17 protein-coding genes are annotated in these 13,470 nt (G+C 61.5%); 4 read left to right on the forward strand and 13 right to left on the reverse strand.

Annotated features, from left to right (window positions below; all coding sequences use genetic code 11):
- Positions 1-171 precede the first annotated feature (171 nt).
- Positions 172-525 (forward strand): hypothetical protein, encoded by a 354-nt coding sequence (locus CQ002_RS07350; protein WP_034105137.1) that lies wholly within the window; start codon positions 172-174, stop codon positions 523-525.
- 143 nt (positions 526-668) lie between these two features.
- Here CQ002_RS07350 and CQ002_RS07355 read toward each other — a convergent pair whose 3' ends face one another.
- The 8 genes from CQ002_RS07355 to CQ002_RS07390 all read right to left on the reverse strand — a co-directional run bounded on the left by CQ002_RS07355 (position 669) and on the right by CQ002_RS07390 (position 8,996).
- Positions 669-1,373, reverse strand: a complete 705-nt coding sequence (locus CQ002_RS07355) for a YoaK family protein (protein ID WP_034105139.1) — start codon at positions 1,371-1,373, stop codon at positions 669-671.
- 69 nt (positions 1,374-1,442) lie between these two features.
- On the reverse strand, positions 1,443-3,065 hold the full coding sequence (locus CQ002_RS07360) for an ABC-F family ATP-binding cassette domain-containing protein (protein ID WP_034105141.1): 1,623 nt from the start codon (positions 3,063-3,065) through the stop codon (positions 1,443-1,445).
- 124 nt (positions 3,066-3,189) lie between these two features.
- On the reverse strand, positions 3,190-4,227 hold the full coding sequence (locus tag CQ002_RS07365; protein ID WP_034105143.1) for a DNA topoisomerase IB: 1,038 nt from the start codon (positions 4,225-4,227) through the stop codon (positions 3,190-3,192).
- Positions 4,228-4,305: 78 nt separating this feature from the next.
- On the reverse strand, positions 4,306-5,391 hold the full coding sequence (modC, locus tag CQ002_RS07370; protein ID WP_081327109.1) for a molybdenum ABC transporter ATP-binding protein: 1,086 nt from the start codon (positions 5,389-5,391) through the stop codon (positions 4,306-4,308).
- On the reverse strand, positions 5,391-6,071 hold the full coding sequence (modB, locus tag CQ002_RS07375) for a molybdate ABC transporter permease subunit (RefSeq protein ID WP_034105145.1): 681 nt from the start codon (positions 6,069-6,071) through the stop codon (positions 5,391-5,393). The genes modC and modB overlap by 1 nt, the downstream gene beginning before the upstream one ends.
- A complete protein-coding gene (modA, locus tag CQ002_RS07380; RefSeq protein ID WP_034105147.1) occupies positions 6,072-6,830 on the reverse strand; it encodes a molybdate ABC transporter substrate-binding protein in 759 nt (252 codons plus the stop codon).
- 119 nt (positions 6,831-6,949) lie between these two features.
- A complete protein-coding gene (locus CQ002_RS07385) occupies positions 6,950-8,008 on the reverse strand; it encodes a nitronate monooxygenase family protein (protein ID WP_034105149.1) in 1,059 nt (352 codons plus the stop codon).
- Between the two features lie 109 nt (positions 8,009-8,117).
- The gene (locus CQ002_RS07390; protein WP_034105151.1) at positions 8,118-8,996 is read right to left on the reverse strand and encodes an alpha/beta fold hydrolase; all 879 of its coding nucleotides are present in this window, start codon (positions 8,994-8,996) and stop codon (positions 8,118-8,120) included.
- A 174-nt stretch (positions 8,997-9,170) separates the two neighbouring features.
- Between CQ002_RS07390 and CQ002_RS07395 the strand changes: the two genes are divergently transcribed.
- Entirely contained in the window at positions 9,171-9,764 is a 594-nt protein-coding gene (locus CQ002_RS07395; RefSeq protein WP_105162305.1) for an ABATE domain-containing protein, read from the forward strand.
- An 87-nt stretch (positions 9,765-9,851) separates the two neighbouring features.
- On the opposite strand, the gene ada is transcribed toward CQ002_RS07395, so the two are convergent.
- From ada to CQ002_RS07410, 4 genes are all read right to left on the reverse strand, one after another.
- Positions 9,852-10,904, reverse strand: a complete 1,053-nt coding sequence (gene ada, locus CQ002_RS07400; RefSeq protein WP_105162304.1) for a bifunctional DNA-binding transcriptional regulator/O6-methylguanine-DNA methyltransferase Ada — start codon at positions 10,902-10,904, stop codon at positions 9,852-9,854.
- Between the two features lie 75 nt (positions 10,905-10,979).
- Entirely contained in the window at positions 10,980-11,645 is a 666-nt protein-coding gene (gene alkB, locus CQ002_RS07405; RefSeq protein WP_105162303.1) for a DNA oxidative demethylase AlkB, read from the reverse strand.
- A gap of 4 nt (positions 11,646-11,649) precedes the next feature.
- Positions 11,650-11,817, reverse strand: coding sequence for a hypothetical protein (locus tag CQ002_RS28290; protein ID WP_098467678.1), 168 nt, complete (start codon positions 11,815-11,817; stop codon positions 11,650-11,652).
- A 25-nt stretch (positions 11,818-11,842) separates the two neighbouring features.
- Positions 11,843-12,145 (reverse strand): DUF1883 domain-containing protein, encoded by a 303-nt coding sequence (locus tag CQ002_RS07410; protein ID WP_034105160.1) that lies wholly within the window; start codon positions 12,143-12,145, stop codon positions 11,843-11,845.
- 212 nt (positions 12,146-12,357) lie between these two features.
- Between CQ002_RS07410 and CQ002_RS07415 the strand changes: the two genes are divergently transcribed.
- Both CQ002_RS07415 and CQ002_RS07420 read left to right on the forward strand, forming a co-directional pair.
- Positions 12,358-12,711: a hypothetical protein gene (locus CQ002_RS07415; protein WP_012724161.1), complete on the forward strand. Its 354-nt coding sequence runs from the start codon at positions 12,358-12,360 to the stop codon at positions 12,709-12,711.
- 225 nt (positions 12,712-12,936) lie between these two features.
- The gene (locus CQ002_RS07420; RefSeq protein WP_034105164.1) at positions 12,937-13,167 is read left to right on the forward strand and encodes a hypothetical protein; all 231 of its coding nucleotides are present in this window, start codon (positions 12,937-12,939) and stop codon (positions 13,165-13,167) included.
- A gap of 9 nt (positions 13,168-13,176) precedes the next feature.
- On the opposite strand, the gene CQ002_RS07425 is transcribed toward CQ002_RS07420, so the two are convergent.
- Positions 13,177-13,458, reverse strand: coding sequence for a hypothetical protein (locus CQ002_RS07425; protein ID WP_034105166.1), 282 nt, complete (start codon positions 13,456-13,458; stop codon positions 13,177-13,179).
- Between the last annotated feature and the right edge of the window lie 12 nt (positions 13,459-13,470).

Genomic DNA, 13,470 nt, shown 5'->3' on the forward strand with positions numbered 1-13,470 from the left:
ATACAGGCGAAAAAAAGCCCGCGGGAGGGCGGGCAGAAGGGATACTTCTAAAAATGAGCCTGGCCAATATAGAGGGCGCCAGCTTCCTTCACAGTGAAACAAAGTTCATGCAGCCGTCAGTCCGCGCCACGGCAATGGTACAGTCGCGTTTTTTTCCAACGGAGCAATGGCATGCACAAGGTGGTAATTGGCGCACTGGTACTGGCGGCCCTGGCTGGTTGCGCGGGTTCGAAGATGAAGGAGGCGCGCGCGGGCACGCCTTACAAAACCCTGGCTTCGGACAAGGCCACCCTGGTAGTTGCCGAATGCGTCCAGTTCGGCTGGCAGGACGAAAGCGTGTTCGGCGTTGACGCCGGCGGCTTCAAGGAGCCGATCGCGGCGGGCGGTTTTACCGTTTACACCACCGCTGGGGACTACTTCGTCGACGTGCAAAGCGCGGGCAACGGCTCCACCATCAAGTACTACGCAGCAGAAGACAACATGCCAGCCAAGCGCCGCTTGGCCGCACTCGCGACTTGCCTGTAATCCGTTACCTTAGTGGTTTTCGGAAATGCCTGGCACGACAGTCGCCAGGCATTAGCTTATGATTCACCCGCTCGCCCGACATGATGGCTCTTTACCAGCACACGGACGTCGAGGCCTAAACGTCGGGCGAGCATCCCCTTTCTTCAGCGCGGCATGTAACCCAGGTGCCAGCGACGCGGAATCTTGAGGGATACCAGCCCCAGCAAGCCCGCCAACACGCCGCTGACCAGCAACGCCTTCAAGCCCATCTGTTGCTCCAACAGCGCGCCAATGATTGCCCCCACAAACATCCCGGCCCAGGGGATCAACTGCACGCGCCAGCCACTGCGGCGCTCCCCGAGCAGCCAGCGACCCAACCCGCGGCCAAAGCGTGAAAGCGCTCCGGTTACGTAGGTCAGTCCCACCGGCAGCCCGTTGACCTCTTCCACGGCGGCATTGAGCATGCCCATTGCGATGATCGCCGCCAGCAGCGCAAGCAACGTATCGGCGAACGGCAGCCATGCCGCACCGCATAGCAGGGCGGCAATACACAGCAGCAAAGGCAAGGCATGGCGGCGGCTCATTCGGCTGACCACCACGCCCAACGCATTACCCACCACAAATGTCGCGACCAGCAACAGCAGCCGCCCGGTCAAGCCAAGGTCTCCTGCGCTGATCGCCACCGCGAGGCGCGTGGTGTTGCCGCTCATGAACGAAACAAAGTCGCCGCTCGCCATAAAGCCGATAGCATCGGTCATGCCCGCCAGTACCGACAGGCTGGCCACCAGCATCAGCCCGACACGGCCACGCCAGCGCTGTCGATGGGCGAGTGCAGCATTGACGTAGGGCTTGCGCGGCGAAGGCAGCATAAGGCCGGGTTCCTCGGTGAGATTATCCGGCCACTACCGTAGGACGCTTTCAGCGCGCATGCAATGACCTCAGGCACGCTCCAGGGTCCACCCTGCACAATGCCAATCCAGAAAGTGCGTCGGCTTGATCGCCTGCACAAACGCCGGGTCATGGGACACCACCAGCAGGGCGCCGGTAAAACCGTGCAACGCCTGCTCAAAAGCCATCACCGATTCGAGGTCCAGGTGATTGGTGGGCTCGTCCAGCAACAGCAGCTGCGCCGGCACCTCGCGCCACAACGCGATGGCCATCGCCGCCTTCAAGCGTTCGCCGCCACTCAGTTGGCCGGCCGGCTGGGTGACACGCAAGGCGTCCAGTTGCAGCAAGGCCAGGCGCGTACGCAGTTCGGCTTCGGCCAGTGGTGTGTCCAGCAGGTTAAGCTGTTCAATGATGCTGCGTCGGTCATCCAGCAGGGTGAGGTGCTGGTCGATATAGGCGCTGGGCACCTGCACGCGGCATTCTCCGCTCACCGCCCGCCACTCGCCCGCCAATACCTTGAGCAGCGTCGACTTGCCGCAACCGTTTGGCCCGCGCACGGCGACGCGCGCCGGGCCGGCGAGGTGGATGTTCAGGCAGGTGGAGGGCAACCACGGCAGTTGTGCGTCTACCAGCGACAGCACCTGGCGGCCGTTGGGCACTGCTGAGGCGGGCAACGCCAACAGCGTCGGTGTTTCATCCTCGACCCGTTCGTAGGCCTCGCGCACCTGGGCATCCAGTTCATGTTTGTGTTGCCAATGCGTGCTGCGCACGCTGCTGACAACTTCCGTGGCGGCGCCTTTCCAGCGCGCCTTGGTGAACCGGTCGACGTTGGCCGTCTCGGCATGCTTGCGGGAGCGAGCAGCGTTACGCTGCAGGCTGTCATGCTCCTTTTGCAAGCGTCGACGGTTGCGACTGCGCTCCAGGCGTGCGTGTTCCAGTGCGGCGATGGCAGCCTGTTGCTGGGCATCGCGCTGTTGTCGATAGTCATCGTAGTTGCCGCCATATACGTGGACGCCGAGCGGCGACAGTTCAATGATGCGCGCCATGGTGTTGAGTAATTGCCGGTCATGGCTGACCACCACCAGGCCACCGCGCCAAGCCCCGAGCACGCGCAGCAGCCAGGCACGGCCGTCGCTGTCGAGATGGTTGGTGGGTTCGTCGAGCACCAGCAAAGGTGGCGTGGATAACAGTGCACCTATCACGGCGACCCGGGCTAACTGGCCGCCGCTGAGCCGATCGGCCGGGGTATCGGCACCCAGTGCTTGCAGGCCCGCTGCATCCAGGGCGCTGCGCAAACGCTCGGCCAGGTCCCAGCGGTCATCGATCAACGCCAGGTCATCGACCTGCGCCGCGCCCTGGGCCATGCGAGCCAGGGCTGCCAGGGTCGCGGCGGTGCCGGTGAGGTCAGCGACGGTTTCGCCCGGTGCTACCACGATGCTCTGCGGTACGTACGTCACGCGGGATGGGCCGTTCAGTGTGCCGGAGGAGGGCGGCAACACCCCTGCGATCAATTTGGCGAGGATACTTTTACCGCGGCCGTTACGCCCCACGATCCCGGTGGGCGTGTGGTCGATGGACAGGCTCAGGTCGTCGAGCAGGGTTTCGCCATTGGCGAACTGGACACTCAGGTGTTGCAAGGAAACAAGCGTGGGCGGCCGGTTGACGTCAGTCATCAGCACCTCCAAAAAAATGTCGGACAGGCCAACAAGCGCGCCAGGCGGCTCGTTGCAGATACATTTTGGAAGGCTTAGTGGTTCACGTCGGCGGTCGTCCCGTGCGTCGGAAGGGAGGCCAAGCCTAACCCGCCTTGGCTTTTTTCGGCAAGTCCGCCGCCAGTTGTTCAAGGAACATCGCCAAGGCCACCTCTTCGGCCTTGAGCCCTTTGCGTATCCTCGGCTTGGGTAGCCTGGAGAGTTCACCCAGGCTGAAATGCTCCAGCACGGCGGGGTGGATGTAGCATTTGCGACACACCGCCGGGGTGTTACCCAGTTGCTTGGCGACATCCTTGACCATGGCCACGACGTGACGCTTGGCATCGGACTCAGGTTGCCACTCCAACTCCCGCAACACTGCCAGCGCCATGGCGGTGCCGGCCCAGGTGCGGTAGTCCTTGGCGGTGAAGTCCGCACCGGTAAGGCTGTGCAGGTATTCATTCACGTCATGGGAGCTGACGGTGTGGCGCTCGCCGTCTTCGTCCAGGTACTGGAACAGGTTCTGCCCCGGCAATTCCAGACAGCGCTTGACCACCGTGGCCAGGCGCCGGTCCTTGACGCTGATCTGATGCTCGACGCCACTCTTGCCACGGAACTGGAACTGGATCTCGCTGCCTTTCACGTCCACATGGCGGGTGCGCAACGTGGTCAGCCCGTAGGACTTGTTGTCCCGCGCATATTGGGTGTTGCCGACGCGGATCAGCGTCGCATCCAGCAGCATCACCACCGTGGCCAGCACTTTTTCGCGGGTGAAGCCGGGTTCGGCGATTTGCGCTTCCAACTGTTTGCGCAGTTTCGGCAGGGCGTTGCCGAATTCCTGCAGCCGAGCGTACTTGTCGCTGTCGCGCACCTCGCGCCAGCGCGCGTGGTAGCGGTACTGCTTGCGCCCACGGGCATCGCGGCCGGTGGCTTGCAGGTGGCCGCTCGGATCGGCGCAGATCCACACGTCGGTATAGGCCGGAGGGACCGCCAGGGCGTTAAGGCGCTTGATCTCATCCGCATCAGTGATGCGTACGCCCTTGGGGTCGAAGTAGTGGAACTTGCCGCGCACCGTCTTGCGACGGATGCCAGGCTGGGTGTCGTCAACGTAATGCAGGTCACGGGGTAGCGCAGAGTCGGACATGGGGCAGGTTCCTTGGCAACAAATCAGGCCGGTATGTCTGATTGACCGCAGCCGTATGCGGTGGTGCCAAAAGGTTGCTTATGCCAATACCGCGACGGCCTTGATCTGCGCCCACAGCGCCTGGCCGGGGTGCAATTGCAAGTGGTCGCGGGAGAACCGCGTGATCCGCGCCAGCAACGGCGTGCCGGCGGCATCCAGGCGCACCAGCACGTGAGCGCTGTTGTCCGCCGGGATCGCCTGGGTGACCGTCACCGGCAGGCGGTTGAGGATGCTGCTGTGTTCCTCGGCTTGCAGGCTCAGGCTGACATCACGCGCCTGCACCTTGATACGCAGCGCCTTGCCCAGTGCCAACGGCGCATGGGCCACGCGCATTTGCAGGGCGCTGTCCGGCAGTTGCAGGGTGAGCAACTGATAGTGCTCGTCGTAGGCACTGACCGTGCCGTTGATGACGACACCGGCGTCGTCGCCCAGGGCCATGGGCAGGTCGAGCCGCGCCAGGGTCTCGCCGATAGGGCCGCTGGCCAAGGCCTTGCCGTCACTGAGCAACACGATGTGATCGGCCAGGCGTGCCACTTCATCCTGGGCATGGCTGACATACAGCACCGGGATCTCCAGTTCATCGTGCAGGCGTTCGAGGTACGGCAGGATTTCGCCTTTGCGCTTGCTGTCGAGGGCGGCCAGGGGTTCGTCCATCAACAGCAAGCTTGGGCTGGTGAGCAAGGCACGGGCGATGCCGATGCGCTGGCGCTCACCGCCGGAAAGATGTTGGGGATGGCGGTCAAGCAGGTGGCCGATGCCCAGTAATTGCGTGGCCTGGGCCATGTCCACACGGCGCTGTTGGCGGGGGATGCGCTTGAGGCCGAACTCCAGGTTGGCCCGTACCGACAGATGCGGGAACAGGCTGGCTTCCTGAAACACATACCCCACAGCACGCCTATGCGGTGGCACGAACACCCCGTTGCGACTGTCTTGCCAGACTTCATCATTGACCTGGATAAAACCGTCATCGGCGCGCTCCAGCCCAGCAATACAGCGCAGGCAGGTGGTCTTGCCGGAACCGGAGTGCCCATACAGGGCGGTGACGCCGCGGCCGGGCAGGTGCAGGTCCACATCGAGGCCAAAGCCCGGATACGCAAGGTGCAGGCGTACATCAATCATCGACATCAACTCCAGCCCATTTTGGTTTTACGGCTGGAGTAGAGCGCCAGCAATACCAGGAACGCGAACACCACCATGGAGCCGGCCAGCCAATGAGCCTGGGCATATTCCATCGCTTCCACATGGTCGTAGATCTGTACCGACACCACCCGGGTCTTGTCCGGGATATTGCCGCCGATCATCAGCACCACGCCGAATTCACCGACGGTGTGCGCAAAACCCAGGATCGACGCGGTCATGAACCCGGGTCGCGCCAGGGGCAGGATCACGCTGAAAAAGGTGTCCCATGGGTTGGCCCGCAACGTCGCGGCCACTTCCAGCGGGCGTGTGCCGATGGCGGAGAAGGCGTTCTGCAATGGCTGCACCACGAACGGCATCGAATAGATCACCGAGCCAATCACCAACCCGGCAAAGCTGAAGGTGAGGGTGCCCAGGCCCAGCCATTGGGTGAACTGGCCAAAGTAGCCATTGGGGCCCATGGTCAGCAGAAGGTAAAAGCCAATCACCGTCGGTGGCAACACCAGCGGCAGGGCCACGACAGCGCCGATCGGACCGCGCCACCAGGAGCGGGTGCGCGACAGCCACAGGGCAATCGGAGTGCCGATGACCAGCAGGATCACGGTGGTCAATGAAGCCAGCTTGATGGTCAGCCAGATCGCGGAAAAGTCGGCACTCGATAACGGCATTTACTGGGCCAACTCGTAACCGTAGGACTTGATCACAGCAGCGGCTTTGGGCCCCTTGAGGTATTCAACCAGTGCCTTGGCAGCTGCGCTGTCCTTGCCCTTGGCCAGGATCACGGCGTCTTGTTTGATCGGGTCGTGCATCGAGGCTGGAACAACCCACGCCGAACCGCTGGTGACCTTGCCGTCCTTGTAGATCTGCGACAAGGCGACAAAGCCCAACTCGGCGTTGCCGGTAGACACGAACTGATAGGCCTGGGTGATGTTCTGGCCTTCGACGATCTTGTCTTTGACCTTCTCGGTCAGGCCTTCCCTGGCTAATACCTGGGTGGCGGCGAGGCCGTAGGGCGCGGCTTTGGGGTTCGCGATCGACAGGTGCGCGTACTGGTTTTTCTTCAGCACTTCGCCCTTGGCATCGACGTAACCTTCTTTGGCTGACCACAGGGCCAGGGTGCCGACCGCGTAGGTGAAGCGCGAGCCCTTGACGGTGTCGCCTTCGGTTTCGAGCTTCTGCGGGGTAGTGTCGTCGGCGCTCAGGAACACTTCGAATGGCGCGCCGTTCTTGATCTGGGTATAGAACTGCCCCGTAGCACCGTAGGCAGCCACCAATTTATGACCGGTGTCTTTTTCGAAGTCAGCGGCAATCGCCTGGATCGGTGCGGTGAAGTTGGCGGCCACGGCCACCTGGACTTCATCGGCATGGGCCGAACCGAAGGCGAGGGCAGCGACCAGGATGGCCAGGCGTGAGGCGTGAATCTTCATGAAGCAGCTCCTGTGAGGGTGTACGGCTTGTTATAGGTAGAAGGCTTAACCGCTATGTATGAGAATATATAGCGGTTGGCCATTGCCGGTACAGTGCAAAGTTGCCGCGCAGGACAGTGCTAGCTGAGCTTGGCCAGTGCCTGCTCCGCCAATTCGCGCGTCAGCTCATAGGTGGTGGTGTCTTTGCCCAGGCGCAGGGCCTGGCCGGACCACAGGTTGCTGAAGCCCGCCTCATCCTTGGCCTTGAGCGGAATCAGCGCGCCGCCGGAGGTCGGGAAGGCAGGCGCGGCGGGGTTGATCGCACCCAGCTCACGCATCACGCGGTTGACAATGCCGCGTGCCGGGCGACCGGTAAACAGGTTGGTCAGCGCGGTCTCACTGGCCTGGGCATGGCGCAACGCATAATGATGGGACGCGGTGACATTGGCTTCGGGAGTGAACAGGTACGCCGTACCGATTTGGACCGCCGAAGCGCCCAGGGCGAACGCCGCGACGATCCCGCGCGCATCACCGATACCACCCGCAGCAATCACTGGCACGCTTACGGCGTCGACGACTTGTGGCAACAGGGCGAACAAACCGATCTGGGTGTTGAGGTCATCGCTGAGAAACAAGCCACGATGCCCGCCGGCTTCACTCCCCATTGCGATAATGGCGTCGCAGCCGTGCTGTTCCAGCCAGAGGGCTTCTTCCACGGTGGTGGCCGAGGACAGCACTTTGGCGCCGGTGGCTTTTACCCGGTCCAGCAGGGATTTTTCCGGCAGGCCAAAGTGAAAGCTGACGACCTCGGGGCGAAATTCCTCGACTACTTGGCAAGCCGCGTCGTTGAAGGGTTCGCGGTTCGAGACCGGGGTCGGCGCCTCATAGTCGGCGCCCAATTCGCGGTAGTAGGGCTCCAGTAATTCCTTCCAGCGTCGATCACGCGCTGCATCGGGTGCGGGCGGTTGATGGCAGAAGAAATTGACGTTGATAGGCCGTTGGCTCGCCTGGCGGAGGGTGGTCAGTGCATCGCGCAGTTGCTCGATGCTCAGTGCTGCCGCCGGCAGTGAACCCAGCGCGCCCGCCTGGCTGGCGGCAATAACCATGGCGGTGGTGGTGCCAACGGCCATGGGGGCCTGGATGATCGGCACGTCGATGCCCAGCAGGTCGAGAAGGCGGGTGTCTGGCCAGGTGCTCATGGGGTGCTTCTCCAGCGTTGATGAGGCTTTTCGCTGTTTTAGCAGGGCCCTAGGCACCCGGCCAGTCTGTTTTATTCACTGGACGAACGCGCGCTTTCGTGGTGTGCCATCAATTGACGGCGTTGCCCAACACCGCGTGAATCCGCTCGGCGATAGCGGCTGCGTGGGTTTCCAGGGCGAAGTGGCCAGTGTCCAGCAACTCCACCACGGCGTTGGGGTTATCGGTTTTGTAGGCGTGGGCACCTGGCGGGATGAAGAACGGATCGTTCTGGCCCCAGATCACCAGCGTCGGTACTTGCCTGTCCCTGAAAAAGGCCTGGAATGTCGGGTACAGCGTCAGGTTGTTGCGGTAGTCGAGGAACAGATCCAGCTGGATCTCGTCATTGCCGGGGCGCTGCATCAGCAGTACGTCGAGCATGTAGGATTCGGGCGCCACCAACTCCGGCTGGTTCACACCGTGCAGGTATTGGTAGCGCGTGCCTTCAAGGCTGATCACTGCGTTGCGGATCACCTCTCGGTTGGCGTGGCTCGGCTCTGCCCAATAGGCACGAATCGGTGCCCACGCATCCCCCAGTCCCTCCAGGTAGGCGTTGCCGTTTTGCGACACCAGGGCACTCACCCGCTCTGGGTGGGCCACTGCCAACCGCAGCCCGACCGGTGCACCGTAATCGAAGACGTACAGGGCGTACCGGCTCAATTCCAATGCATCGACAAAATGCCCAACCGTGATCGCCAGGTTATCGAAGCTGTAGTGGTAACCGCGCTCGGCCGGCACCTCGGTAAAGCCGAAACCCGGCAAATCCGGGGCGATTACGCGAAAGCGCGTCGCGAGCAATGGGATCAGGTCGCGATACATGTGCGATGAACTGGGGAAACCGTGCAGCAGCAGCATGACCGGCGCGCAGGGGTCGCCGGCCTCACGGTAGAACATGCGCACGCCGTCTGCCTCGACGTGGCGATAGTGAACAATGGGCGCTGGAGTGGTCATGAGAGGGATACCTTTGTAACTTGAATAGGATGGAATAGGGGTTACAGCTTTTCAAAAGCTGCGCGCAAAATGGTGACCTGTCAAACGATTTATTCAGGTTATCTTTACGTGCGTTGTAACTACCCAAGAAAGGAAATAGCGGTTACGATGCCAGCGTTCTCAAGAGGATTGACCATGACCCTTTCCCCAGCGACTGCCGCCCCCTCGGAACCCTATGTCCTGGCCGACGATCCGGTGCTGGATATGCTCAATACCCTGGCGAATATCGACGGTGTACCGTGGGATTTCTGGCAGGTTGATGCCGACGTAGTCGCCTGGCTGGTGCGCGTGCGGTGGGTTGAGCCCAACAACGTGCCCGAGTTTGAACCCGGTGCTTTACTCGCCGCTGCGCGAGCGTTACGCGAAGTGATCCGTGAACTGGTGGCCGCACGTAAAGCCCAGCAGCCCGGTAACCCGGCAGCGCTGAACGCCTTTTTACGCAAGGCGGTGAGCCATACGCAGTTGGTCTGGCCAGCCTGCGAGGCGCCACGGATCGAGCGCCAGCGCAAGCAGCAGACCGCGGCGCAGTTCCTCGCGCCGATCGCCGAAGCAGCCACCACGTTATTGGTGGAGGGGGATTTCAAGTTGATCCGCCGCTGCGAACATCCGGAATGCATCTTGTGGTTTTATGATCGTACCAAGGCCCACAAGCGTCGCTGGTGCAGCATGGCATTGTGCGGCAACCGGCATAAGGTCGCCGAGTTTCGCAAGCGCAAGCTGAAGCTTTAAAGGCGATAGCTTTTCACAACATCCAGGCGCAAGACGTCGAGGCAATACACCGGGTGGCAGGCCTGGCGCTGTCGGTATCGGTATCCGCTAGGGCTTTCGCGCCTTCTCCCGGGCGAGCAACTGCTGTTTGCGCTCCACGCCCCAGCGGTAGCCTGATAGCTCGCCATTACTGCGCACCACGCGGTGGCAGGGGATTGCCACCGCCAGGCTGTTAGCGCCGCACGCCTGTGCCACCGCACGGAAGGATTTTGGTGCGCCGATGCGCTCGGCGATCTGTGCGTAGCTGGCGGTGCTGCCCGGCGGGATATCGCGCAAGGCTTGCCACACCCGTTCCTGAAAGGCCGTGCCGCGCAGGTCCAGTGGCAAGTCCAGGCCGACCGCAGGCGCCTCGATAAGCCCCACGACCTGTGCGACCAACTGTTCGAAGCGCTGGTCGGCGCCCACCAGTTCGGCCTTGGGAAACTGATCCTGCAGGTCGCGCACCAGTTGGTCCGGGTCATCGCCCAGCAGAATCGCGCACACGCCACGGGCACTTTGTGCCACCAGGATCGCCCCCAGTGAACATTGCCCTACCGCAAATAGGATCGCGTTATTGGTACCACCGGCCTTGTAGTCACCGGGCGTCATGCCGAGCAACTGATTGGCCGACTCATAAAAACGGCTGTTGGAATTGAAGCCCGCGTCGTACAGCGCATCCGTTACCGTGCGCTCGCCCTTGAGGCCCTCGCGCACTTTGCGCGAGCGATGGGCACTGGCGTAGCCCTTGGGAGTCAGGCCGGTGACGGCCTTGAACACGCGGTGAAAATGGAAGGGGCTCATGTTGGCTTGCAAGGCCAGCGCGTTAAGGCTGGGTGGGGTCTCAGCCTGCTCGATCTGGCGACAGGCGTCTGCCACCCGTTGCGCATGGTGCGCGGCGAGCTGGGTCTGGTCCCCGGCCGCGCGCTTGCTGGCGCGATAACCCGCGGCCTCGGCGTGTGCCGGCGTGTCGAAGAATTCGACGTTCTCCGGGCGCGGCAAGCGCGAAGCACTGCTGGGGCGACAGTACACGCCGGTGGTCTTCACGCCGTAGACGAACAGCGCATCAGCCTTGGGGTCTCGGGCAAGAATGGCTGCCCAGCGGGGGTCTTGTTCGGTAGTCATGGTCAGCACTCTTGACGGATCATGGCCAGAGTAGCCGTGCCGCGAACGCCTGGCACTCTGAAGCTTGCGCTCAAATCAGCCAGCGGTGCGAAAGGTGAGGTTGATGCGTTGCGGGCCCATGACCGGATGCACGCCTTCCTTGATCGGCATCACACCGTGAAAGCGCAGGCGATCCACGCCGCCCCAGACCACCACATCGCCGTGGAACAGCGACACTTTGCGGGTCTTGTCACTGCGCTCATGCCCACCAAACAGGAAGATCGCCGGCAACCCAAGGGACACCGACACCACCGGTTCGCTGTAGCGGCGCTCGTTCTTGTCCTGGTGCAGGGACATTTTTGCGCCTGGCACATAACGGTTGATCAGGCAGGCGTCGGGAGCGAAGTCGACAAAGCCGGCTTCTGCCGCCGCCACCATAGCCAGTTGGCGCAGGGCGTCCGGCATGGGTGGCCAGGGCTGCTGCGTGCGCGGGTCCAGTGATGAGTAGCGGTAACCGGAGGTATCGGTGGTCCAGCCCAGGTCGCCGCAGCTGCTCAAGGCGGCCGACATGGTGAACCCACCGGGTGTCACCATTTGCCGAAACGGTGATTGCGCCAGCACCTGTCGCAATTCCGGCAGAAGGCGTTCAATCCAGGGCAGGGCGTAGCCCCTTAGCACATAGGACTGTTCGCCAATTTGCTCGCGCCCTGCAGGTTGCTGCAAGGCATCATCGGCGAACAGGTCAGCGGTGGGGCCAGGCATCGGCTTACAGCGCCTTGCTCACATTGATGTCGGTGATTTCATCACTGGCATCGTGAATCTTCGCCAGGGCTTGCTTGGCTTCTTCCACGCTGTTGGTGTGCAGTTGGGCGAACTCGAAGCGGCGTTCGCCGTTGAGCTTGTACTTGATCACGTATTTGGTGGTAGCAGTCACGGTCATTTCCTGTCAGGTGTTCGGGTCAGCTCAGTTTGGAGCTGGTGCGACGCACAATGCGGATCTTGTGGGACAGCGCAGGCTTGCGGGTCACGCTGATAGCACGGCGCGTCACGACGTCCAGGGTGATGTTCCAGAAACCGGTGCTCGGCGCGGTGATTTTGGCCGGGAACGTGTCGAAGGCGCCACCGTGGTAGGTATGGCGGCCGCCATTTTTGAAGCTGCGAAAATTCGCGTCGCTCATCAGGCGAATATTACAAGTCTGCGAGCATTCGATGACGACAATGTCTCCCTCGTTGAGGTGCTCGCGCTGGTGGATGAATTTCATGAGGGTGTCTCCAGAAGGGCTTTTTCTGAAAAATCAGAACGATACGTAGGTTAAGATGGAGTTTATCAGCCCCAGCGCGTTTATTATCGGCCCGTCTTCAACGACGTCGACAATTTAAAACAGTTATTTACCGAGTTATCAGGGATAAATCCTACGTGGGCGGGAGAAAAATACCATCCCCGCTGTCGTAGGGTCTTTATCGGAGGTTTTATATGAAGTGGAGTGTGTTGGTTCTGGCCCTGGCGATTGGTGGGTGTGCTTCGGTTGCAGATATCAAGCAGACCCCGCCGACCTTGGCGGTCATTTCCGGGAAGAAACCACAGGAATACGCCGCGTGTGTGGTGCAGAAATTATCCGCGACCCGCCGGCCACCGCAGATCGAACCGCATAAGGACGGTGGTGTGCAGGTGATCGTGCCGCAGAAGTTTTCCGCCGATCCTTCGGCCATATTTGAAATTGATGAACGTTCCAGTGGCAGCAGCATCAAGCTCTACGAGAGCATGTCCAATGTGCCGATCCGTCCCGGTGATGTGAAGAAGGCGGGCGAAGAGTGTATTTCCGGCTGATACGGCCGCGTTTCACACCGCGACTTCAAATCCGATAAAGAGCCTGGCCCCGCATGCGCGGGGCCGGGCTTTTTTATGGGCCTGAAGGGCGCCGGCCAGGCGATCCAGGCGGCAGAAGACGTGCCGACGAGGCAGGGCATCCGTTAAACTCTCGCTCTATCACTACAAAAAATACCGCGCAAACCTTCTGTTTGTGTGGCATTTGTCTTCTTTGGGAAATTTTTCATGAAGCGTGAACACGTCAGGGCTCGCCAGGCTGAAGGCCAGATATCGGCCACCCACATCATCCAGAACCCGGCCGACCTGGCGGAGTGGATCGTCTTCTTCAAGAAAAGCGGCGGGCGCAGTTTTTTCCTGGTCGACGATCAGGATGAAGTCGAGTCTTTCCCGCGCCTGGATGACCTGGTAGAGACCATCCGGGGCCTGGGTATCAAGTTCGCCGATATTCAGCTGTAGGCCTGACGCTTACTTGCAGACCACCACCACACTGCGGCTTTTGAAGTTACCCACGTCCTGGCCGAGGGTCTTTTCACTTTCCTTGAGCGAAGGCGTGCCTTCGGTGCCGACGATGCGGTAGCCGGTGCCCGCACAGGAGGCGTCAGCCTTCTCGTAACAGCTGGCCCAGGAATTGGCTTCGCCGGAGCAGTCGATGGTCAGGCCTTGTTCGCCGTTTTTCAGATAGACGTCAGAAGAGGTGGTGCAGCCGGCGAGCGCCAGTACCGCAGTCAGTGCCAGAATCTTGTTCATGTGTGTTCATCA

The organism is Pseudomonas sp. MYb13 (assembly GCF_002980075.1).
GTDB classification, from domain to species: Bacteria; Pseudomonadota; Gammaproteobacteria; order Pseudomonadales; family Pseudomonadaceae; genus Aquipseudomonas; species Aquipseudomonas lurida.